The 22,376-nt window shown below is 67.4% G+C and carries 21 protein-coding genes; 11 read left to right on the top strand and 10 right to left on the bottom strand.

The window, feature by feature from the left end; genetic code table 11:
- Positions 1-64 precede the first annotated feature (64 nt).
- Positions 65-2,290 carry a prolyl oligopeptidase family serine peptidase gene (locus tag ENSA7_RS15760; protein WP_106090100.1) on the top strand — a complete coding sequence of 742 codons (2,226 nt, stop codon included), beginning with the start codon at positions 65-67 and terminating at the stop codon, positions 2,288-2,290.
- 24 nt (positions 2,291-2,314) lie between these two features.
- Here the strand turns inward: ENSA7_RS15760 and ENSA7_RS15755 are convergent, their stop codons facing one another.
- From ENSA7_RS15755 to ENSA7_RS15725, 8 genes are all read right to left on the bottom strand, one after another.
- Positions 2,315-3,007 carry a hypothetical protein gene (locus ENSA7_RS15755; RefSeq protein ID WP_146157737.1) on the bottom strand — a complete coding sequence of 231 codons (693 nt, stop codon included), beginning with the start codon at positions 3,005-3,007 and terminating at the stop codon, positions 2,315-2,317.
- A 97-nt stretch (positions 3,008-3,104) separates the two neighbouring features.
- Entirely contained in the window at positions 3,105-4,880 is a 1,776-nt protein-coding gene (locus ENSA7_RS15750; RefSeq protein ID WP_106090098.1) for a hypothetical protein, read from the bottom strand.
- Positions 4,881-5,036: 156 nt separating this feature from the next.
- A complete protein-coding gene (locus ENSA7_RS43685) occupies positions 5,037-5,210 on the bottom strand; it encodes a hypothetical protein (RefSeq protein ID WP_181233774.1) in 174 nt (57 codons plus the stop codon).
- Between the two features lie 149 nt (positions 5,211-5,359).
- Complete coding sequence (locus ENSA7_RS15745) at positions 5,360-6,049, bottom strand: DUF1109 family protein (RefSeq protein WP_146157736.1); 690 nt, start codon at positions 6,047-6,049, stop codon at positions 5,360-5,362.
- 11 nt (positions 6,050-6,060) lie between these two features.
- Positions 6,061-6,666 (bottom strand): RNA polymerase sigma factor, encoded by a 606-nt coding sequence (locus ENSA7_RS15740; RefSeq protein ID WP_244923815.1) that lies wholly within the window; start codon positions 6,664-6,666, stop codon positions 6,061-6,063.
- Positions 6,667-6,822: 156 nt separating this feature from the next.
- Positions 6,823-8,355 carry a metallophosphoesterase family protein gene (locus tag ENSA7_RS15735; protein ID WP_106090096.1) on the bottom strand — a complete coding sequence of 511 codons (1,533 nt, stop codon included), beginning with the start codon at positions 8,353-8,355 and terminating at the stop codon, positions 6,823-6,825.
- 9 nt (positions 8,356-8,364) lie between these two features.
- Positions 8,365-8,691 carry a divalent-cation tolerance protein CutA gene (cutA, locus tag ENSA7_RS15730; RefSeq protein ID WP_106090095.1) on the bottom strand — a complete coding sequence of 109 codons (327 nt, stop codon included), beginning with the start codon at positions 8,689-8,691 and terminating at the stop codon, positions 8,365-8,367.
- Positions 8,692-8,708: 17 nt separating this feature from the next.
- On the bottom strand, positions 8,709-9,311 hold the full coding sequence (locus ENSA7_RS15725) for an NADPH-dependent FMN reductase (protein ID WP_181233773.1): 603 nt from the start codon (positions 9,309-9,311) through the stop codon (positions 8,709-8,711).
- A 116-nt stretch (positions 9,312-9,427) separates the two neighbouring features.
- Between ENSA7_RS15725 and ENSA7_RS15720 the strand changes: the two genes are divergently transcribed.
- From ENSA7_RS15720 to ENSA7_RS15700, 5 genes are all read left to right on the top strand, one after another.
- Positions 9,428-10,774, top strand: a complete 1,347-nt coding sequence (locus ENSA7_RS15720; RefSeq protein WP_443655656.1) for a KamA family radical SAM protein — start codon at positions 9,428-9,430, stop codon at positions 10,772-10,774.
- A gap of 28 nt (positions 10,775-10,802) precedes the next feature.
- A complete protein-coding gene (locus ENSA7_RS15715) occupies positions 10,803-11,936 on the top strand; it encodes a mechanosensitive ion channel family protein (RefSeq protein WP_106090093.1) in 1,134 nt (377 codons plus the stop codon).
- Between the two features lie 100 nt (positions 11,937-12,036).
- Positions 12,037-13,470, top strand: coding sequence for an FAD-binding oxidoreductase (locus tag ENSA7_RS15710; protein ID WP_106090092.1), 1,434 nt, complete (start codon positions 12,037-12,039; stop codon positions 13,468-13,470).
- Between the two features lie 7 nt (positions 13,471-13,477).
- Positions 13,478-14,218: an SDR family NAD(P)-dependent oxidoreductase gene (locus ENSA7_RS15705; RefSeq protein WP_106090091.1), complete on the top strand. Its 741-nt coding sequence runs from the start codon at positions 13,478-13,480 to the stop codon at positions 14,216-14,218.
- Positions 14,219-14,282: 64 nt separating this feature from the next.
- The gene (locus ENSA7_RS15700; RefSeq protein ID WP_106090090.1) at positions 14,283-14,864 is read left to right on the top strand and encodes a hypothetical protein; all 582 of its coding nucleotides are present in this window, start codon (positions 14,283-14,285) and stop codon (positions 14,862-14,864) included.
- 30 nt (positions 14,865-14,894) lie between these two features.
- Here the strand turns inward: ENSA7_RS15700 and ENSA7_RS15695 are convergent, their stop codons facing one another.
- Both ENSA7_RS15695 and dtd read right to left on the bottom strand, forming a co-directional pair.
- Positions 14,895-16,076, bottom strand: a complete 1,182-nt coding sequence (locus tag ENSA7_RS15695; RefSeq protein WP_106090089.1) for a serine/threonine-protein kinase — start codon at positions 16,074-16,076, stop codon at positions 14,895-14,897.
- A 41-nt stretch (positions 16,077-16,117) separates the two neighbouring features.
- Entirely contained in the window at positions 16,118-16,570 is a 453-nt protein-coding gene (gene dtd / locus ENSA7_RS15690; protein ID WP_106090088.1) for a D-aminoacyl-tRNA deacylase, read from the bottom strand.
- Positions 16,571-16,693: 123 nt separating this feature from the next.
- On the opposite strand from dtd, the gene ENSA7_RS15685 reads away from it, so the two are divergent.
- The 5 genes from ENSA7_RS15685 (at position 16,694) to ENSA7_RS15665 (ending at position 22,321) form a co-directional block, all read left to right on the top strand.
- Positions 16,694-18,616 carry a CBS domain-containing protein gene (locus ENSA7_RS15685; protein WP_106090087.1) on the top strand — a complete coding sequence of 641 codons (1,923 nt, stop codon included), beginning with the start codon at positions 16,694-16,696 and terminating at the stop codon, positions 18,614-18,616.
- A gap of 156 nt (positions 18,617-18,772) precedes the next feature.
- The gene (locus tag ENSA7_RS15680) at positions 18,773-19,927 is read left to right on the top strand and encodes a M14 family metallopeptidase (protein WP_106090086.1); all 1,155 of its coding nucleotides are present in this window, start codon (positions 18,773-18,775) and stop codon (positions 19,925-19,927) included.
- Positions 19,928-20,247: 320 nt separating this feature from the next.
- A complete protein-coding gene (locus ENSA7_RS15675) occupies positions 20,248-20,766 on the top strand; it encodes a DUF4365 domain-containing protein (RefSeq protein WP_181233771.1) in 519 nt (172 codons plus the stop codon).
- Complete coding sequence (locus ENSA7_RS15670) at positions 20,763-21,917, top strand: hypothetical protein (RefSeq protein ID WP_146157735.1); 1,155 nt, start codon at positions 20,763-20,765, stop codon at positions 21,915-21,917. Before ENSA7_RS15675 ends, ENSA7_RS15670 begins: the two co-directional genes overlap by 4 nt.
- Positions 21,918-21,928: 11 nt before the next feature.
- Complete coding sequence (locus ENSA7_RS15665) at positions 21,929-22,321, top strand: addiction module protein (RefSeq protein ID WP_106090083.1); 393 nt, start codon at positions 21,929-21,931, stop codon at positions 22,319-22,321.
- Positions 22,322-22,376 lie beyond the last annotated feature (55 nt).

Below are 22,376 nucleotides of genomic sequence, written 5' to 3'. Positions count from 1 at the left end.
TTCCCCCGCGGTTGTCCCACCAAATTGTGACCCCATGTCAAAGCGATCGTTGTCCCTGCTGTCCATGTCTGTGTGTTGGTCGCTCGCGCTCGCGTGTGACACCGGAGACACCCAAAACCCCGACACCGCTGCGCCAGCGGCCACGGAGGACGCGGTGAGCGAGAAGGTCGAGTCGCCGTGGGTGTACCCGGTCGCGCGGGTGTCGCCGCAGGTCGACGATCTCCACGGCGTCGGCATCGCCGATCCCTATCGCTGGCTAGAGGATCTCGACTCCGCGCAGACCCGCGAGTGGGTCGAGGCCGAGAACGCCGTCACGTTTGGCTACCTCGAGACCATTGAAGAGCGCGCCGCGATCCAGGCCAAGCTCGAGAGCCTGTGGAACCACGAGCGCTACGGCACCCCGTGGCAAGAGGGCGGGCGGTTCTTTTTCAGCAAGAACGACGGCCTGCAAAACCAGTCGGTCTACTACTGGTCCGACACGCTGGACGGCGAGCCCAAGCTGCTGCTCGATCCCAACGCCCTGAGCGCCGACGGGACCACCGCGGTCGGCAGCATCAACGTCAGCCATGACGGCAAGCTGGCCGCGTACGCGCTGTCCGACGCCGGCTCCGACTGGCAGCGCTGGAAGGTCCGCGAGGTCGCGACGGGCAAGGACAGGCCCGACCTGCTCGAGTGGAGCAAGTTCACCGGGATCTCGTGGACCCCCGACAACAAGGGCTTTTTCTATGGGGCCTACGATCCGCCCGCGCAGGGCGACGAGTTCGAGCAGGTCAACAAGAACCAAAAGCTCTACTACCACCAGCTCGGCGCCAAGCAGGCGGCCGACAAGCTGATCTACGCGGACCCCGAGCAGCCCGACTGGCAGTTTGACGGCGACGTCACCGAGGACGGCAAGTGGCTGGTGATCGACGTCTCGGTCGGCACCGACGTGCGCAACATGTTGTACGTGGCCGCGCTCGGCCGCGGTGGCGCGCTCTCGGGCAAGGTCGTCAAGCTGATCGACGAGCTCGAAGCCAACTACTCGTTCATCGGCAACGAGGGCGGGGTGTTCTACTTCTTCACCAACCTCGACGCGCCGCGCGGCCGGGTCGTCAAGGCCGACGTCGGCGCCTACGTCAAGGCCGCCGCCGGTCAGGCACCCGCGCCCGCGCTCGAGCTCGTCGAGGTCATCCCCCAAGATTCGCAGCACACCTTGCAGTCGGTCAGCTTCACGGGTGGGCGGCTGTTCGCCAAGTACATGGTCGACGCCAAGAACGAGGTGCGCGTCCATGATCTAGCTGGCAAGCAGCAGCGCACGATCGCGCTGCCCGAGCCGATCTCCACGGTCTACGGGTTTGGCGGCAAGCAGGACGCCAAGCAGACTTTCTATGGGCTGATGAGCTTCACCCAGCCCTACGCGATCTATCGCTACGACGTCGACACGGGCGTGAGCGAGCTGTGGCGCGAGCCCACGCTGGCGTTTGATGCCAGCCGCTACGAGACCGAGCAAGTGTTCTACGCGAGCAAGGACGGGACCAAGATCCCGATGTTCTTGATCCACAAGAAGGGCCAAAAACCGACCGGTGACTCGCCCACATACCTGTATGGCTACGGCGGCTTCAACATCTCGTTGACCCCGCGGTTCTCGGTCCCGGATCTGATCTGGCTGGAGATGGGGGGCGTCTATGCTCAGCCCAACTTGCGTGGCGGCGGCGAGTACGGCGAGGCGTGGCACGACGCGGGGACCAAGCTCACCAAGCAAAACGTGTTCGACGACTTCATCGGCGCCGCCGAATACCTGATCGACAGCGGCTGGACGCGGCCCGACAAGCTCGCGATAGGCGGGCGCAGCAACGGCGGCCTGCTGGTCGGCGCGGCGATGACCCAGCGGCCCGACTTGTTCGGGGCGGTGCTCGCTGGGGTCGGCGTCATGGACATGCTGCGCTTTCACCTGTTCACGATCGGCTGGGCGTGGACCAGCGACTACGGCAGCGCGGATGATCCCGAGCAGTTCAAGGCGCTGCTCGAGTACTCGCCGTATCACAACCTGGTCGACGGCACCGCGTATCCGGCGACCATGGTCTACACCGCCGATCACGACGATCGGGTGGTGCCCTCGCACAGCTTCAAGTTCGCCGCGCGGCTGCAGGCGGCGCACAACGGGGCGGCGCCTGTCATGATCCGGATCGAGACCAAGGCCGGGCACGGGGCTGGTAAGCCGACGGCCAAGCAGATCGAGGAGTGGGCGGATCTGTGGGGGTTCTTGGCTGATCAGCTGGAGATGACGTTGCCCGCAGACTTCGGCGGCTGAGACTCAGTGTAGCGGCGGGCCGTACTAGCAAAACTCGTCGACGCGGCAGTCCTCGCCCGAGCAGCCGCTGACGCATAGGCCGCGCTCGGTCGCGCTGCATGGGATGCACGCGCCGTCGCAAGCGGGGCCGAGTTCTCCCTCGACGTCGCAGTAGGGGACGCAGGTGCCGGGCGAGGTGGTGTCGCCCTCGGGGTTCCAGCAGCGGTGGTTGTCGGCGCAGTCGTCGATCTCGCCCTTTGGGCTGTCTGTGTAGTTGCAGGCATCGCCGGTCACACCCGTCTTGTCTTCACTAGTACACACGTGGAACATCCAACCCGAGACTTCGGTGGCGTACCAGAAGCGCTCCGGGATACATCGGTCGTCACCGCACTGTGAGATGAGCGGGTCACACCCGTTGGGGACGTCGTGCTCAGCGTAGCAAGTGTCCAACTGCGGCACACAGCCTCCGCCGCAGTCATCGGGCTCGCACCAGCGGGACTCGACGATCGGGTCGACGATCAGACGCGGTGGGTCGAAATCACGGTCGAGCCGGCCACGCACGCGATGGTACACGCCGTCGCACGACCCCGACCAAGCCTCTTCGAGCGACCAGGGAAATACCCACTCGACGAACTCGCCCGTATCGCACAGCACAAATCGGCTCGGCGGCGCGGGGAAGCCCTGGGTGTAGAGGATGCCTGCAAACTCTTCGGGCTCCGGTGGGAGGTCGGCTGGCATGTCGGGCACGTTGTCCTCGTCGGCGCTTTCTTCGGAGGGGAGCGGTGGGGCGCATCCGAGTGACATCGCCAATGTGATGGCGAGCAGGGACCCAAAATTAGCGGTTGGTGCCATTGGCTTGTGCGGCTGCATCGAAGTCTCCTGCGTTGGCGGGAAAGCGCTGGAAGGCGGCTTGCAATATCGTGTTGTAGGCATCGATGGTGGTCGAGCCGGGGTCCCAGGCTCCTGAGTGCATGGCTTCCACCAGCAACGATAGCACGTCGGAAAGTTGGGGCGTCCCCACGACCTTGGCGAAGTCCCAGAGCGTGCCCGCCCAGTCGATCTCGTTGCTGCCGCCTGGATCCGTACACAGCGTCGCGTCACCGGGTTGAGCACACTTGCCCTTCATGATCAGGCTGTCGAGGCTCGCCTGACACTGCGCTTGGTAGCGCTGGGTGTCATTTTCGACGTCCTCGGCTCCAAACCACGCCCCGGGTTCGAGTCGGTTGAAGACCGCGGTGGCATAGAAATCGGCGAATCCTTCGCTGAGCGCGACACTCTGCCATTCTGGTGAGTCCGCGGTGTGCGTGGAGTCGCTGCCGATAATCGACGAGCACCACCCGTAGTTGACGTCGACCGGCATGCTGCCGTAGCCAGCGGCCCACAACGTTTGGACGTGACCCAGTTCGTGAGCGATCGTGAACTTGGTCTCGGGGGCGCCGTCACCCGCCGGATCGTTCGCGGCGATGTCCAGGGTCGGGCGCCCGCCGACATTCGCCGTCCCGCGCGACTTCGGCCGGCAGTGGTCAAAACCAGGGACCGGCCGAGTTTCGCAGGTCGCCCCATTCGGACAATACCCCGTCGGACAAGCCATATACACGCCCCCACCAAGGTCGGCCGATCCAAGACTCCGCGCATAAATATGCGCGTCGCGCTCCATCGAGACGCGCGACTCGGAGAACGCCGTCGCCCAATACACGAGCAGCGCCTCGCGCAATTCCTGTCCTTCATCCCCCGACGCGATGAACTGCGTATCCACCACCGCCGCCCCCGCCGGTGTCGTCCACGCGAACGAGCGACGCGGGAGCACACATGGCTTGAGCTCGTCACAGTCGTACGTGATCACGAACGTCTGTGGACTGTTTGGTCGCCAGAACACCGACCACAACACGTACTCCAGCTCGAACTGCGTATCATTCGGCGACGGCGTTGTGAGCTGCGAGGTGCACCCGTCGGCGTTCAGCGGCCCCCAGGCCTTGAGGACGTCGCCCTGGTTGTCGAGCACCCGCACCAACATGGCTTCGGGCCGCCACCGATCAGGCGAGTCGTCGAGCCCAAAGTCCTCGCGCATGTCGGCCTGCACGCTGGCATCCTCATAGTCGTTGTCGAGATCAAAGCGGGGACAAAACACCCGAGTCGCGGTGCCGTCGCCCATCACCATCTGGCTCGGCAGCGCGTAGGTCTTTAGCGTGTACTTGGGACTTCCGTCCTGTCGCTCGACCAGGATCTCGTACGTACCCGCCCCGAGCCGATCGTGGATCGCCAGGATGTCGGCGCCGTCCGCCGAGCTATCGAGCAGGTTCGCGCCCTGCCACAGCTCGAGGCTGACGTCTTGCTGATCTTTGGCGAACAGCACCTCGACGCCGACGTAGGCGGCCTCGGGCAGCGTGAAGGTCCACCAATCGACGTCGTCTCTGCCCGAGCACAGCGCGGCGTCGAGGGTTGTGTCGGGGTCGATCGGCGTCGCGTCGGCGACGTTGTCGTTGGGCTCGTAGGGATCGCAGGCCCCGGCACCCGTGTCGTCGCCGGTCCCCGTCGCCGTGTCGTCGGCGGTCCCGTGGGCGTCGGGCCCGAGGGTCGTGTCATCGGAGACGCAGCCAAGCAGCCACGCCACACCCAACGAAAGCGCTCGCCCAGCACGCAAACAGACGATGTCCACCACCAGGCATGGGTAGCATGACTTGCGCGTAACACGCAAGCGTCTTTCTCGCACCTGTGCCCGAGCCCGCGAATCGAGCACTGATCGGCCTCGATTGGGGGTTGCGGCTCGTCAAACCGTGATCGTCTTCCCCGACCCATTGCGCCCATGCAGCACCGTCACGCGCTGGTCGAGCTCGAACTCGATGTCGATGTCGATCGGCGACGACCCAGGCCCAAATAGCTCATCGATGACGAGCCGCACGATGCGGACGGAGGGCGCGGCGGAGTTGGAGGTTTCGTCCATGGCAGTGCCTTGCCTGTCTACCTCGTCACGCTGCAACACCGCTCGCGTGTTCGGATCGGCGACATCCCCCCCAACGACTTGGGGTCGACTACAGCCCGTGCGCGGTGCGCCGCCGGAGCGATGATCCCCGCGCACAACCAAGCAGGTGCTCACCCCCGACCAAGACTCCTCCAAGAAACCGCGACCACAGCCGCGACCAAGAGCACCAAGCTGACCGTCGCGTGCCCGGCCCATTGGTGGATCGGCGCCACGATCGGGCAGTGCAACACCAGCACCAAGTTTCCCAGGGCCCCGGCGCCCAACAGGGCCAGCACCGCCGGCCCGCGGCGGCGCAGCGCCGAGCGCTCGAGCAGGTACGCGGCCGCGACCGCCGTCAGGGCGAAGCCCAACCCGAACGCGAAGCAGCCGAGCGCCCGCGGCACCAGGTCCGCACCCACCCCGATCACCGAAGCCGGGTGATCGGCATGGGCCGCCGGCAAGCTGGACACGATCGCGGGCGCGAGCACAGCCGCCCCGGCGACCAGGGCGACCCACCAACCCGAGAGCCGGCGGCGATGCACCGGACGCAGGACAACGAGCCCGGCAGCGAGCACCGCCGCAGCCAGCGCCGCGAGCGTACCGAGCAAACGGGGCAGGGGATGGAGCGCGAGATCCACCCGGCGCAGCCCGAGCGAGATCACCGTGACCATCGCGAGCGCGACTCCAAGCAGGGCGGCGCTTCGCGCCCACGTCGAGCGCTGACGCAGACCTTCTGCCAAGCCCACCGGCGCTTCGAGCTGAGCCTCCAGCGCCTCGAACATGGCGCCGAGCTCGGCAGGCTCTGGGGTCGGTTCGGCCATCGACGTCACGCTTATGCCTTCGGCTCCTGGACGGTTACGGCCTCGCTGTCGGCGCCGCCCAGCTCCAGATACTCGGGCCCAAGCAGCTCGCGCAGCCGCTTATAGCCCCGGTGGGCGCGGACCTTGACCGCCGTGCGCCGGGCTCCGACCAGGTCGGCGACCTCGGCGAACGAGAAGCCCGCGAACCAGTGCAGCACGATCACCTCGCGCTGGGCCTCGGGTAGCTGAGCCAGAGCCCGACGGATCGGCGCGGCGTACAGATCCGCGTCGGGCCCCGGCGCCTGGCTAGGGCGCGTGTCATGCCCACCGGGCCCCGTCGGCTCGGTCAGCAGCTCGGGCCGTCGCCCCCGATAGCGATGGTGGTCGCGCATCAGGTTGTACGCGATCGTGTACAGCCACGGCTGCAGGCGCGACCCCGCCCGAAAGTCCCGGCGCGCGCGGTGCAGGTTCAAGAACGCAGCTTGAACCACATCTTGGGCGTCGGCGGTCGAGCCAAGGTGACCCGCCATCACGCGGATCAGCCGCGGCGCGTGCCGCCGAAACAGCTCGCGCAACGCCCGAGCATCACCGCCGACATACGCGGTCATCAGGGCTTCGTCGCTGCGATCATCCGTCACCACGTCATGCGTCCATGGACACAGGAAAATGTGTTCAGAGCCCCCTTGAAGGGGGCCACACATACCCCTGCGAACAAACGGCCCCGAGGAGCGAAGCGACCAGACGCGCCAGCGGCTGCAGTCGGCGAGCTTCCACGGTGTCTGTGGGGGTCATGTCTAGATCGGATCGGGCGCGCCCTGGCGGCGGGGCTCGGCCTTGGGGTTGCGCTCGTCGAGCAAGATCACCGGGGCCGCGCTGCCGCGGCCGGGGCTCCAGTACAGCAGCTCGGGCTCGTGCCCGCGGATCCGCAAGAACGTGAACTGGACCCGCTCACGCGGCATCAAGACGTCGTGGGTGAACACGGCCAGCCAGGTCCCGGTGTTGTAGTACCAGGCTCGCCCGCCGCTGGGCCGCTGCAGCGCCCACAGGACCTCGTCATGGGTGTGGCCAAAGCTGACGATCGGGACATCGAGCAGATCCACGATCTTCTGGGCCGCGCGCCGCAGCGGCGACGAGCTGGGGCGGGGGCTGCGAAACAACCCCCAGCCGATCCCAAAGATCGTCGCGACCAAGAACGCGAAGTCGAGCAGCAAGAACAGCATGGCCTTGAGCATGAACCCGCCCTTGAGCTCCGCGATCGCGTGAAACCCCGCGAACCACAGCCCGAACGCCAGCCCGGCGAGCGCGACGATGACCAACAGCACCCGCAGGGTCTGGCGGGTCAGGGTGCTGACGGCCTCGACCACGCTGGCGCTGCGCTCTTTGAGCGCGTCGATCTCGATCAGCTTGTCCCCGAGCGCGCCGGCCTCGGGCAGCGCGGCGAGCTGGGCCAGCGCGCGCTCGTGGGTCTCGCGGTAGACCCGGCGCGCGTGCTTTTGACTCTGCGCGATCCGACGAATCACCTGCGGCCAGAACCGGGCGTGGCTGAGCACCGCGCGGGTGATCAGGTGCGGGGTGTTGGCCAGCAGCCACTTGGCGTAGCGCATGTTGGCGCGGGTGCTGGGCACGATGAAGGTGATCGCCCCGAACCCATTGAACAGGTAGCGCTGAAAAAAGTTGCCGAGCGGCATGTCGTACTCGGCCTCGTGGACGGCGTGCGGCGCCTCGTCGAGGGGGCCCCGCAGCCAGTACGCGAACGCGTTCTCGGGGTCGTACTGGCAGCCATGCTCGAGCCACACGCGCCCCGGCTCGTACCAAAACCACGGGGGAAACCGGAGGCGGGTGGCGGCGTCGTCGACCTCGCGGCCGTGGGTGAGCTGGTCCCGGACCCGCCCGAGCACGGCCCGCTCGATCTGGCGGCGCACGGCCGGCCACTGAATCTCGATGTCGTGGTTGCCCGGCAAGATCACGACGTCGTGACCGGCCGCGAGCACCCGCGCGAGCCCATCGACGAAGCCCGGGTGACCGTCGAGTACATCCGTGATGTCCCGCGCGGCCCGATCGGGGGTCATGAACGGGCCGAAGCGCCGCTCCACGAAGGTCGCCTCGGGGGTCTGTGGGGGCCGATCAATGCGCAGCAGATCAAACGCGTCGCCGTTGATGATCAGCCGGATCTGGGCGTTGCGCTTGTGGGCGTCGTCGATCAGCCACTGGCAAAAGCTGCGGAAGTCGTCGTCATAGAAAAACGCTTCGAGCTCGTGATAGCGCCCGGTGTGAGGGTTTTTGCCGCGGCCAAGGTGCAGGTCGCTGACGACGAAGAGATCGTGCATGGTGTGGAATTAGCGTGGCGGAGCGACACTGCGCAGCCACTCGAGGTAGGGCTCGGTGACCGCGGTGGGCTCGATGACGAGGATCTTGGGGACGTCGTAGGGGTGGGCCGCAGCCAACGCCGCGACAGCTTGATCGGCGCGCGTGTCCGTACACTCCATCAACATCAAGAGCTCGGTGTCGTCCTGGATCTCGCCCTCCCACCAGTACAGCGAGCGGACCGCAGGGAGCAAGTTGGCGCAGCCGATCAGCTTGGCTTCGAGCAGCGCGCGGGCGAGGCCGGGGGCCGCCTCGCTCGGGGCCGTGCACAGCAGCAGACGAAGTCCGACGTCGGGCATGGGCCAGGAGTCTCGCATCAACCGGGGTCCGCGTGGAGCCCCGCCACGCCCGCGGCCGGTCCGTCGAGCCCCTGGGCCCGCTCGAACGCGGCGGCGATCACCGGCGCGTAGCGAACCACGTCGTGCCCGACCCGCTCGACGCGATCGATGACCCGCGCGTCGGTCAGCATCTCGCCCTCGAACGCGGTCGGGCTCGCGGCCGCGTGGAACGGCAGCACAAACCCGTGGCACCACTGAAAACAGGTCTTGACAGCCGTGATCGACATGTCGCCGGTGCCCCCGCCGGTCGTGGCCACGACGCCGGCGAACTTGCCGGCGAGCTCCGCGTGCAGAAAGTCGAACCAGTTCTTGAGCGCGCCGCTCATGTTGCCGTGGTACTCGGGCGTGCCGATCACGAAGCCGTCGGCCCACCCGGCCAGCTCGCGGACCAGGGACACGTCTGGGTTGGCGGTCTGGTCGGGGTCGCCCCAGATCATCACGGGCAGCTGCACGGCCCGCAGCGACAGCTCGCGCACCTCGGCGCCGGCCATTCGGGCCGCGACGGCGGCCAGACCGACGACCTGCTCGAGGTATCCGTCTTCGCGACTCGAGCCGCACACGACCAGGATCTTCGGTGCCATGGTCGTGTGTAGAACGCCGCTCGCGGGCCTGCAACGTCGAAGCGGGCGCCGCTGGTCACGCACCGTCGGGTTGTGGACGCTCGAGCTTTCTGGCATTGCATTCGCGCGTGTCTAGCGTGTCGACGTTCGAGCCGTCCCGATTCCGCGCGATCACGCGGGCCAACGTCGGGCGGCTGCCCGAGTGGGCGGGCCTGCCCGCGGAGCTCGAGCGCGCGATCCGGGTGGTCTCGACGGTGCTGCCGTTCAAGACCAATCACTACGTGGTCCGCGAGCTGATCGACTGGGCGCGGGTGCCCGACGATCCAATGTTCCAGATGACCTTCGTCCAGCGCGAGATGCTGAGTTCCGCGGATTACGCGCAAATGGCCGCCCTCGTCGATGGCGGGGCCCCGAGCGCGCAGATCAAGGCCGCGGCCGACGAGGTCCGCCTGCGCCTGAACCCGCACCCCGGCGGTCAGCTGACCCACAACGTCCCGAGCCTGAATGGCCGGCGGCTCCCGGGCATGCAGCACAAGTATCGCAACACCTTGCTGTTCTTCCCCGGCCAGGGCCAGACCTGCCACGCCTACTGCACCTTTTGTTTTCGCTGGGCGCAATTCGTGGGCCTGACCGACATGAAGTTCGAGGCCCGCGAGACCGCCGACCTCACCGCCTATCTGCGGGCCCACCCGGAGGTAGGTGAAGTGTTGGTCACCGGCGGCGATCCGCTGGTCATGGGCGCGAGCACGCTCGAGCGCTATCTCGAGCCATTGCTGGCCCCGGAGTTCGAGCACGTCGACGTGCGGATCGGGACCAAGTCGGTCGCCTATTGGCCACAGCGATTCGTGACGGATCCAGACGCCGACGCGCTTTTGCGGGTGTTCGAGCGGGTGACCGCGAGCGGGCGTCACCTCTCGATCATGGGCCACTATGCGCATCCTCGCGAGCTGGGCACGGCGATCGCCCAGCGGGCGATCGCGCGGATCCGCAGCACTGGTGCGCAGATCCGCATGCAGGCCCCGCTGCTGCGCCACATCAACGACGATCCGCAGACGTGGGCCCAGCTGTGGACCGCTGGCGTCCGGCTGGGCTGCGTCCCGTACTACATGTTCGTCGAGCGCGACACCGGCCCCCAGGACTACTTTCAGGTCCCGCTGGCGCGCGCGTGGCAGGTCTTTCGTGAGGCCTACCAGCAGGTCGGGGGCCTCGCGCGAACGGTTCGCGGCCCGTCGATGTCGACATTTGCGGGCAAGATCGCAATCGACGGGGTCGCCGATGTCGCCGGCGAGCGCGTGTTCGCGCTGTCGTTCCTGCAAGCGCGCGACCCCGCGTGGGTTCGCCAGCCGTTCTACGCAAAGTACGATCGCCGCGCGGCGTGGTTCGACGAGCTACGCCCGGCGTTCGGCGATCAGCGGTTCTTTTTCGAGTCTGCGCCGAACCGGCTGCGCGCGGCGCCGGGGCGCCGGCTCGACGTCATCCATTGATTTTGTTAGGGGACCAAGCAGGCGTCCCATGCAGGAGTTTCTAGATACTGAGCTGTTTGGCAGCGACATCAGCGTGGAGCAGATCGGACATGTACTGCTCGCGGTCGTCGTCGGGCTGTTGCTTTCCGCGTTGATCAACCTGATCTTGTCCCGAGTCGCCAAGCGGGCCGATTCGACCTCGATTCGCGGCGCGGTGCTGTCCGCGCTCGACGGTCCGCTGCGGTGGTCGATCATCGTCGCCTCGCTGTGGATCGGCTACGTGATCATCACAGCCGACAACGCCGAGAGCGTGCTCCGGGCCGAGGCTGACGACGCCGACGCGCGCTTCAACTACGGGCTGTTCCTGGCCTCGGAGCTGCCGCTCCTGATGTGGTTTGGGTTGCGGGTCACCAATCGGCTCACGGCGATCTGGGGCGACCGGGCCAAGACCACCGACAGCACCTTCGACGATCAGCTGGTCCCGGTGGTCAAGACCATCGCCAAGCTGACGATCCTGATCGTCGGGGTGTTGGCGATCATCCAGAACCTCGGCGGGCAGGTCGGCTCGGTCCTGGCCGGGCTCGGGATCGGCGGCGCGGCGATCGCCCTGGCCTCGAAGGACACGATCGCCAACTTGTTCGGCTCGATCGTGATCTTCGTCGATCGGCCGTTTCAGATCGGCGACTGGGTCGAGATCGGGGAGCAGGAGGGCACCGTGGAGGCCGTCGGCCTGCGGGTCACACGGATCCGAACCTTCGCCAACAGCTTGATCACCGTGCCCAACTCGGCGCTCACGACCACCGCGATCAACAACTGGTCGCGCATGCGCAAGCGTCGGATCAAGCTGACGCTCGGCGTGACCTACAGCGCCACGCCCGAGCAGCTGCAGGCCGGCGTCAATCAAATCCGCGCGGTGCTCGAGGGCGACAAGCGGGTCTCGCAGGACTTCATGCTGGTGAACTTCACCAACTTTGGCGCCAGCAGCCTCGACATCTTCGTCTACGCGTTCACGACCACGACCCGCTGGGACGAGTACATGCAGGTCCGCCAGGAGCTGCTGCTGGAGTTCATGCGGCGATTCCAGGAGATCGGCCTCAGCTTCGCGTTCCCGAGCCAGAGTCTCTATATCGAGAGCCTGCCGCCTGGGGCGCCCGAGGCCATGCAGCGCGAATTGCCGCGGTGAGCGGTCACCGTGGTTCCAGCGGCCAGCTGCCCAGTCGTTTTTGTGCAAACGTGCCCCAGCGCTTGTGACGGATCGAGCGCGCTCGTAAGCTCGGCTGCGAATGGGGACGGCGGACAGCGTGCTCCACACCGAGCGGCCCAACCTCGCGGTCGTGCAAGGCCAGCTGGTCGAGGGCCCCGTGCTCGCGGCGGGTGCCGAGCCGACGCTGGTCGGGTGGGGCAACCTCGCGCGGCCCGGGGTCGAGGTCTTGTCCGAGGATCTGCGCGCGCTCACGGCCGGCCGGGTGCTCTCGCGCGGCCTGGGTCGAGCCTACGGAGACTCGGCCCAGCCGCCGCCGGGGGTGCTCGAGGTCGCGGGCACCGTGCTCGCCGACAGGATCCTCGGCTTCGACCCGGACACGGGCCTGATGCGAGCGGAGGCCGGGCTCAGCCTCCACGAGATCAACCGGCTGTTCATCCCCCGCGGGTGGTTTCCGCCGGTCACCCCGGGCACGCAGTTCGTGACCCTGGGCGGGGCCGTCGCGGCCGACGTGCACGGCAAGAACCACCACGTCGCGGGCTGCTTCGGCCAGCATGTCACGCGCTTGCTGATGCGGGTCCCCGACGGTCGGGTCCTGTGGTGCTCGAAGACCGAGCACCCCGATCTGTTCCTGGCCACGATCGGGGGCATGGGCCTGACCGGGCACGTGCTCGAGGTCGAGTTTCGCATGGACCGGATCCCGAGTTCGTGGATCTGGGGCGAGACCCTGCGCGTCGGCGACATCGGCGAGTACATCGGCCTGCTCAAGCAATCGGCCAGCGAGTGGCCGATGACCATGGGCTGGATCGACTGCGTGTCCAAGGGTCGTCGGCTCGGGCGCGGGGTGCTGTTTCGCGGCCGATGGGCGACCCCAGACGAAGCGCCGAGCAAGCTCGCCACCCCGTTCTCGCGCCTGACCGTGCCGATCATGCTGCCCAGCTGGACGCTCAACCCGGTGACCGTGCGGGCGTTCAACGCAGGCGTGTACTGGAAGCCCACCCACCGGCAAAAGCCCGTGCACTGGGAGTCGTTCTTCTACCCGCTCGACAAGGTCCGCCACTGGAACCGCGCGTACGGCCGCAAGGGGTTTACGCAGTATCAGTGCGTGCTGCCCGATGAAGCTGGGCCCGAGGCCGCGCGCCGGTTCCTCGAGGTCCTGACCTCGACCCCGGGCGGCACCTCGTTCCTGTGCGTGATCAAGGACTGCGGCCCGCAGAGCGACGCGATGCTGTCGTTTCCCACCCGCGGGATCTCGATCGCGCTGGACATCCCGGTTCGCACGGACACGCAGGCGCTCGTCGATCGGCTCAACGAGGCCACGCTGGCCGAGGGTGGGCGGATCTACCTGGCCAAGGACTCGTTCACCCGGCCCGACCACTTTCGGGCCATGGAGGGCGAGCGCCTGGATCGCTTCATGGAGGTGCGGCGGCGCTGGGACCCGGACCTGCGCATGCGCAGCGCCCAGTCGGTGCGGGTGCTCGGCGATCCGGCGGGCGGCCAAGACCGTGATATCTAGCAGCCCAATGCACGTAGCGATCCTCGGTGCGACAAAAGGGATGGGCCGCTCACTCGCGCGCTTGATGGCGGCGCGGGGCGATCGGCTGGTGCTGCTCGGGCGCGACGCCGAGCAGCTCGAGCGCTCGGCGGCCGATCTGCAGGCGCGGTCCGGCACCGACGCGCCCGTGCTCACGGCGATCTGTGACCTCGCGGATCCCAGCAGCTTCGCGCCAGCCCTGAGCGCGGCCACCGAGGGGTTCGGCAAGCTCGACTGCGTCGTCGTGACCGCCGGGCTGTTCGCCACCCAGGACCAGCTCGAGGCCGACCCCGAGCTGGCGCTGCGGCTCGCAACCATCGACTTCGCCAACACCGTGGGCTTTTGCGAGCGCGCCCGGGCCGTCCTGCTCGGTGGCGGCGGCGGCAAGCTGTGCGTGTTCAGCTCGGTCGCCGGAGACCGCGGGCGCAAGCCTGTCGTCATCTACGGGGCCGCCAAGGCCGGGCTCTCGGCCTACCTCGAGGGGCTCGACCACAAATTCCGGGCCCAGGGGCTGCAGACGATCTGCGTCAAGCCGGGCTTCGTGAAGACGGGCATGACCGCGAACCTCCAGCCGCCGCCCTTCGCTGGCGAGCCCGATGCGGTCGCAGCCAGGGTCCTGCGGGCGATCGACCGCGGCTCGCCGGTCGTCTATGCGCCGTGGATCTGGCGCTGGATCATGCTGGTCATCCGTTGCCTGCCCCGGTTCGTGATGCGACGCATTGGCTTTTGAGCCTGACAGACGGCGCATGGGCCGAGCGGGGCCGCCCCGACTTCGATAGAGTGTCGCAAGCCCCGTGCGTCCCGTCCTCCAGCGCCACCGCTGCCGCGCGTGTGGATCCGATCTGCTCGATCACCTCGCCCCCGGCGAGCGGGCCTGGGAGTGCGGCGCGTGTGGGCTCGCGGGCGGCAACGACCTGGTCCGCGTGCGCTGGCAGACCGCCGATGCCCAGCTGCCCGACGCGCCGGAGATCGAGCGCTGGAAGACCGCGCTCAACAGCCTGCGCCGGGCGCAGATGTTGCTGTTGATGCTGCGCTGGGCGCTGGATCGTCAGCGCGGTGACGAGTCGCAGGTGTCGGGCGTCCGGCTGTCGGTGCTGGTGTGGAGCAGCAAGTGCCTGCGCGACGCCGCCGCGCAGCTCGGCGGCTGGCTGTACGTCTCCAACGACGAGCGCTGGGATCTGTGGGAGTTCGAGGCCTGCCTCGATCACGATCTGCGGGTCCTGACTGGAGAGGCCGCCAGCGTGTTCGCCTCGCAGGCGACCTACCTCGAGGCGCTGGTCGAGCGACACCTCGCGAGCGTGCAGATGCTGGTCGAGCGCAGCGAGCACTTGGAGACGCCGCCCAAGCCGCTGCCCAAGCGGACGCCGACGCTCTGACTCGGCCGTCCCCGTCGCGTCAGCGATCCGTCAGCGATCGTCGGGGCCAGGGGGCAGGGCAGGCGGATCGTCGCGCAGCGGCGAGGTCCCCCGGATCACGTGAGCGACCAGCTCGCGCTGGCGCTGGGTCGAGCGTCGAAGGTCGCGCACCGAGGTGATGCCGGCTTTGTCGTCGTCGATCTTCTGGCCCTTGTTCTGCTTGTTGTCGGCGACGGCCCGCAAGAACAGGTACACGATCGGCAGCAGCGCGTACTCGATCACGACCAGCGCGCCCGCGCCCGCGAGCGCGAACAGCCACACGAAGATCGACATTGGCCGGGGCGTCTGCGCCAGCTCTTGGACCAGGCCCGGCACGGCCAGGGCGGCGGTCGGCGCCTGCGTCGAGTTAGAACCGGTGGGCGTGGACGTGGGCGGGCGCTGGCCGTCAGCGCGAGCGTCCCGGCCGTCGAGCAGCGCGCGTGCCTGGGCGACCGAGCGCACGCGATCACGCGGGTCGGGCTCGAGCAGGCCCCGCAACACCGGGCGCAGGCGCTCGGGCAGGACCAGCTGATCGAGATCGATCGACAGGCCCTCGCGGGGCAGCTCGTCGGCCGGGCGACCGGTCGCCAGCGCGACGATCGTGGCCCCCAGCGCGTATAGATCCACGCCCGGCCCGGCGTCACCGTGGAGCTGCTCCGGAGCCATGTACCCAAAGGTCCCGATCATCGTCGAGCCGCCCTCGAGCCGGGTCACGACCCTGACCCCGCCGAAGTCGACCAAGTGGACCCTGTCACCCTCACCCACGACGATGTTGGCCGGCTTGATGTCACGGTGGATCACCTGCGGCACCCGCCCGTGCAGGTACTCCAGGATCTCGAGCACGCCGATCATGATCCGGCGCAGGCGGACCTCGTCGAACCGCCCGGTGCTGCCGAGCTCGGTCGCCAGGCTGTGTCCGGTCACGAGGTCCATGACCAGGAAGTAGTCGCCGCTGTCCTCACTGGCGAAGTGGTCCCGGTAGCGCGGGATCCCAGGGTGGCGCAGGCCGCCGAGCACCTCGGCCTCGCGCTCGAACAGCTCGAACGCCTTCCACTCGGTCGCGGTGCCGAGCGAGAGGACCTTGATCGCCACCTCTTCGCTGGTCTCGCGGTCGATCGCCCGGTAGGTGTGCCCTTGGCTCCCCGAACCAAGCCGCTCCATGATCTGGTAGCGCTGTAGGCCTTTCCGGGGCACCGGCTGACTTTCGAGATCTGCGCTGGCAAAAGCAAGGGCTGTCAGACGATCACGCCAGCGTCCGTGAAGATCAGCAGCGTGACGGGCCCATCGTTGACCAGCTCGACCTGCATGTGCGCCCCGAATTGTCCGGTCTGGGTCGGAATCCCGGCCTCGCGCAGCTGCTGCGCGACTTCCAGATACAGCGGCTCGGCCAGCTGGGGATCCTCGGCGCGGTCGAAGCTCGGGCGTCGGCCCTTGCGGAGGCTGCCGGCCAGCGTGAACTGGCTGATGACCAGCGCCGCGCCACCGACGTCGGTCAGGCAGCGATCCATCGGCTTGGCACCGGGAAACATTCGCAGGCTGGCGAGCTTGCGGGCGGTCGCCTGGGCGTCGGCGAGCCCGTCGCCTCGCTCGACACCGACCAGCGCCACCACCCCTGCGCCGATGCTACCCACCAGCTCACCGTCCACGGTCACGGCCGCCCGGCTGACCCGCTGGATGATCGTCCTCATCGGCTGATGGTAGCGGTCGCGCGGGATCGACCTGGCATGCCGACACCCCGCCACACAATCGTACCAGGATTCAGCTCACGGCGACTTGCACGCGGGCCCGCGGCTTGCGTACCGTGAGGTCAGATGGGCGAACAAGAGGTCACCGACGCCAACGATGATGCCGAGCTGCGGGCGTTCATGCGCGCCATTCTCGCCGACCTCCACGCGCTCGAGCAGGTGATCGAGCGCGGCATGATCGAGACCGGCCTGCGCCGGATCGGGGCCGAGCAAGAGATGTTCCTCGTCGACGACGCCCTCTCGGTCGCGCCGGTTGCGACCGAGGTGCTCGAGACCGCCAACGATCCACGGCTGACCACGGAGCTGGCGAAGTTCAACCTCGAGGCCAACCTCTCGCCCCAAGACTTTCACGGTGGCTGCCTGCGCGTGCTCGAGCGCGAGATTGAAGAGGTGATCGGCGTCGCCCGCAAAGCCGCGGCCGTGCACGGGGCCAGGATCGTGCTCGCAGGCATCCTGCCGACCCTGCGCAAGCCCGATCTGGCGATGTCGAACATGACCCCGCTGCCGCGCTACTTCGCGTTGAACCGAGCGATGCAGCGCATGCGTGGGGGCCAAGACTTTCACGTGCTGATCAAGGGCAAGGACGAGCTCGAGCTGACCCATGACAACGTCATGCTCGAGGCCGCCAACACCAGCTTTCAGATCCACTTTCAGGTCGACGCCAACGAGTTCGCCCCGCTCTACAACCTCGCGCAGGTCGTGACCGCGCCGGTCCTCGCGTCGGCCGTCAACTCGCCCGTGCTCATGGGCAAGCGGCTGTGGAACGAGACCCGCGTCGCGCTCTTCCATCACTCCGTCGACACCCGCAACGACGCCCACAAAGCTCGCAGCGCCCGACCGCGCGTCGGCTTCGGTGATCGCTGGGTCGAGAGCTCGGCGCTGGAGATCTTTCGCGAAGACATCGCTCGGTTTCGCGTGGTGCTGTCGACCGCGCTCGACGAAGATCCGATGGAGCGGGTCCGCGACGGCAAGGCGCCCGAGCTCAAGGCCCTGCGCCTCCACAACGGCACCGTCTACCGGTGGAACCGGGCCTGCTACGGGATCTCTCCCAGCGGCAAGCCGCACCTGCGGATCGAGAACCGAGCCCTGCCCGCGGGCCCCAGCGTGATCGACGAGGTCGGCAGCGCGGCGTTCTACTTCGGCTTGATGTCCGGGCTGTCCGCCGACATCCCCGATATCAGCAAGGAGATGGACTTTGATGACGCGAAGCACAACTTCTTCTCGGCCGCGCGCTACGGGCTCGACTCGCGCCTGACCTGGATCGACGGCCGCGTGTACGAGGCCCCGCGGCTGCTGCTCGACGTGTTGCTGCCGCTCGCCCGCGAGGGGCTCAGCGCCCACTCGATCGACGTCGCCGACATCGATCGCTACCTCGGCGTGGTCGAAGAGCGGGTCAAAAAGGGCATCACGGGTGCGCAATGGGCGATCAACTCGCTGGCCACGATGCCGACCAACGGCCCGCGCGATGCCCGGTCCCGCGCGCTCACCAACGCGATGCTCGAGCACCAGCAGGTCGGCGATCCCGTGCACACCTGGGAGCCCGCCGCGTTCGAGAAGGTCAGCGATGTGCGCGAGAACTACCTGACCGCGGGTCAGTTCATGACCACGGACCTGTTTACGTTGCATCCCGAGGATCTCGTGGACCTCGCCGCGAGCCTGATGGACTGGGAGCGCATTCGCCACATCCCCGTCGAAGACGACGGCAAGCTGGTCGGCTTGATCTCGCACCGTGCCGTGTTACGTCTGGTCGCCCGCGGGCACCTCGATCGGGTCGGATCCGAGAAGGTGGCCGTGCGAGAGATCATGAAGACTGACCCGATCACTGTCGCGCCCAACACCACGACCCTCGAGGTGTTGGAGATCATGCGCGATCAGAAGGTCGGATCGCTGCCTGTGGTCGATGGTGACAAGCTCGTCGGGATCGTGACCGAACACGATCTGATCGCGGTCTCCAGTCGGCTGCTCGAGAATTATCTGCGAGGGACGTGAGTGCTCAATAGCGGGGGGCGGGACAGGTCCGAGGCTGATCGACGCAGCGGTGGTGGTGGTGCTGCCGCCCCGTCCGGGTCCAAGTGGCCGCCCGAGGGCGCGACGCTGACCCGCCGCTGGATCGGCTCACACGAGGGACAGCGGCCGGGGCCCACCATGGTCGTCGTGGGTGGGATCCACGGCAACGAGCCGGCCGGGGTCATCGCCGTCGAGCGGGTGCTCAACGAGCTGCGCCAGCGTCGAGTGCTCGTGCGCGGGCGGGTGTTGGGGCTGGCCGGGAACCTGCGCGCGCTCTCGCAGAACGTCCGCTACATGACCCGGGACCTCAACCGGCGGTGGTTCCCCGAGCACCTCGCGCGGCTGCGGGACACGGCCCACGCTGACGAGTCGACGGAGGACATCGAGCAGCGCGAGCTGCTGAACATCTTCGACCGGCTCGACGAGACCTTCGATCACCCGCTGGTGGTCATGGATCTGCACAGCTTCTCGGCCGAGGGCCCGCCGTTCTCGGTCGTCGCCGACACCCTGCGCAACCGGCCGATCGCCTACGAGCTGCGGGTCCCGATCATCTTCGGGCTCGAGGAGGCCGTCGAGGGCACGCTGCTCGGCTACCTCGCCGACCGGGGCCACATCGCCGTCGGGTTCGAGGCCGGGCAGCACGAGGATCCGCGCACGGTCGAGAACAACGTCGCCGCGATCTGGATCTCGCTGGTGTCCGCGGGTCTGGTCGCGCGCGCGGACGTGCCCGAGATCGGCCGCTTCGAAGCCAGGCTGGCCCAGGCGGCGGCCGGTCTGCCGCGCGCGGTCGAGATCGTCTATCGCCACCCGATCACCCCCGCGGACGAGTTCCGCATGGATCCGGGCTTCTATAATTTTCAGGGGATCGGACGGGGGCAGCGATTGGCGATCGATCGCAGCGGCGAGGTCGACTCGCCCTCGGCTGGGCGGATCTTGATGCCGCTCTACCAGGGGCTCGGCGAGGATGGGTTCTTTGTCGCCCGCGATCTCGGCCCCGCGCAGCTGCAGCTGTCGGCGGCGCTGCGCAAGCTCAAGGTCGACGGGTTGCTGTCGTACTTGCCGGGGGTCGACGTCGAGGCTGACCTGGTCGCGGGTGGGGACGAACTCCGGGTCGGGCGCGTCGCCAATCGGCCCGTGGTCAAGCAGGTGCTGCGGATGTTTGGGTATCGCAAAGATGTTGGTGGCGGCGACGAGCTGGTGGTCGCGCGGCGGCGACAGGTGCAGAGCACCCGACGCGGCCGCGGCGGGGTCGCCGGCGACGCGGTCAGCGACGACGACGACGACGTTGCGTGAGCCGGGGTGCGGGGCAGGGGGTATCCTGGGGACGTGGTGGATGAGGCCAACCGTGTGCTCGAGGCGGCCATGCGGTTGCCTGAGTCGGAGCGAGCCGAGCTCGCGCTGCGATTCGATCGCTAGGATCCGCGTGCCCGAATACGGGCGTGAAGGAGGATTTGCGTGATGTCATCCAGCGTACGTGCCGGGCCGGCGCCAGACGGCGGTGTCTGGCGGCGTGGCGGCAGCGGCGGCACTCGGCATCTGTCGGAGATCAAGACTGCGATCGCGCGAGCGCCAGGCAAACGCGTGGTGAGATCTGGGTTTGGTAGAGTCTGGCGGTGGCCAACCTGCCCGAGACACAACTCCAAGAGAACTTCTCTCTGGCGTACGTTCGGGCCGTCGCTGCTGCCGCCGGCTTTTCAGTTCAGTCGCTTGACGATGACTACGACAGCGTAGACTTGCTTGTCATGGCGACGGGCAACGTGAAATGGAACGGGCAGGTCGCAGCGGGAAGGTCGCCCAGCGTGGCGCTTCAGGTGAAGTGCTCTTGCGTCGCCGCTCCAAAGGATGGCGCGCTCAAGTTCCCAATCTCGATCAAGAACTACAATGACCTTCGAGATCCTGGCCGGATCACTCCCGCAGTCCTTGTCGTGCTCTACGTCCCTAGGCAGTGGTCGAGTCGGCTGAAATGGAGCGAAAAGAGTCTGATTCTCCGACGGGTCGCGTATTGGAAGAACCTGCGGGGGGAGCCGCCCACCTCCAACGCCGACAACGTCACCGTCACCATGACCGAGTTCTTCTCTCCCGAGTCGTTGACGCAGCTGATGTACAGGGTTGCGCACGGAGAGCTGACTTGAAGATCTCGGCATCCGATATCCGACATGGTCGCCCAGTCGAGCCCAGCGCGCTTGTCGGCTACTTGCGCGCGCACGGATGGACTCAGGAACACGAGTTTCGCCACGGCAATTTTCCCGTCGCTATCCTCATGGCTCGGGGCGGCGCTGAGGCTCAGGTGCCGTTGTTGGCCGAAGCACCAGATTTTGGATGGCAAGTCGCCCGGCTGGTGAACATCATAGGCGAGGTTGAACGGCGACCTGCTCACCAGGTGCTCGCCGATCTGCGAGAATATCGCACTGATGTCGTTCGCGTGCGGCGGACGGGCCGCGAAGATGCCGCGTTGCCGCTCGCCGACGGAACGGCGCTTTTCACCGTGGCGCAGAATCTGATGGTGGCCGCGTCGCTCGCCGCATCTTCGGTTCCGAAGCCCAGCTACTCGGGGCGACGCTCAAACAAAGTAACGAAGTTTCTGCGTGAAGCCATGTTTGGGCAGACGGAACCTGGGAGCTTCGTCGTCCGTGTGCTGGTCCCGTTGCCCCCGCAGGTCGGCGGCACCCAGGGGAGCTTCCTGTTCGGAGCGCCGACACAACCCGAACCATTTGGTCGGCGGGTCACGTCGTCGCTGCTGACTGCCCTCAGCGCGGCGCGCCGCGCTCTGGTGAACTCGATCATCTCCGAGACCTTGGACCCCTTTCGCGATGCGGTCGAGCAGGGCGTGAGCGTCGAACTGTGTCGCGCACTGTCGGTCACCAACGGCGACGCGTCTGACGGAGGGGTCGAAGTCTCCGTTGCTTGGGGACTGTCAGCTCCCCGTCCCGCGGCGGAGCCCGTGCTCTTCCAGAACTCGGATCTCGACGTGCTCGGGCAGGCGGCGGACTTCTTGGCCGAAACGCAGGCCCGCGAAGACTTCGAATTGGAGGGCTACATCATCAAGCTAGCGCGTGGAGTCGAAGCGAACGAAGGCGACATCACGATCGCAGCCACCATCGACCGGCAGATTCTGAAAGTGCTGGTCGGACTCCCGCCGGGCCAATACAAGACGGCCGGCCTCGCGCACACTCATGATCTCAAAGTGAGTGTCGTGGGAGAGCTCGGCAAGGAGGGTCGCCAGTACCGACTGTTCAGCCCGCGGAATCTGAGGGTCGTGCCAGCTGAGGACACGTCGGAGTAGGAGCCAGCTTCGTGGGAGTCACGGCAAATGGCAGCAAGATTCTGGTCGACAGCATCGGCGACGGCTCCTCGTCCAAAGAGATCGAGGCGGCTTGGGTCGCCGAGGCGAAGCGCCGCGCGGAAGCGATCGACCAGGGCGAGCTTGGGCTGGTCGACTCCGAGGAGATGATGGCGCGGCTGCGCCCGCTCTCTCCTCGTACACACCGGTCTGTGGAGCACGGCTCTGTCATGGCGACGCTACGATCCCACCGCATCTCTGAGGCCCGACCCACGAGCGACGACGCCGAGCGCGACCGGGTGATCGCCAAGATTGAGCGCGGGCTCGCAGACGTCGAAGCCGGGCGCGTGGTCCCGCACGCTGAAGTCATGGCGCGGCTCGAAGCTCGCTACGGTTCGAAGAAGTGAAGCGCGTCTGGCCCGACGCGTCCAGTCTGCGCGCGCCGGGACGGTCGGGGGCGTG

This window comes from Enhygromyxa salina, assembly GCF_002994635.1.
GTDB classification, from domain to species: Bacteria; Myxococcota_A; Polyangia; order Nannocystales; family Nannocystaceae; genus Plesiocystis; species Plesiocystis salina_B.
The sequence above is the reverse complement of the archived record's forward strand: the minus strand, read 5'-3'. Positions and strand labels throughout refer to the sequence as shown.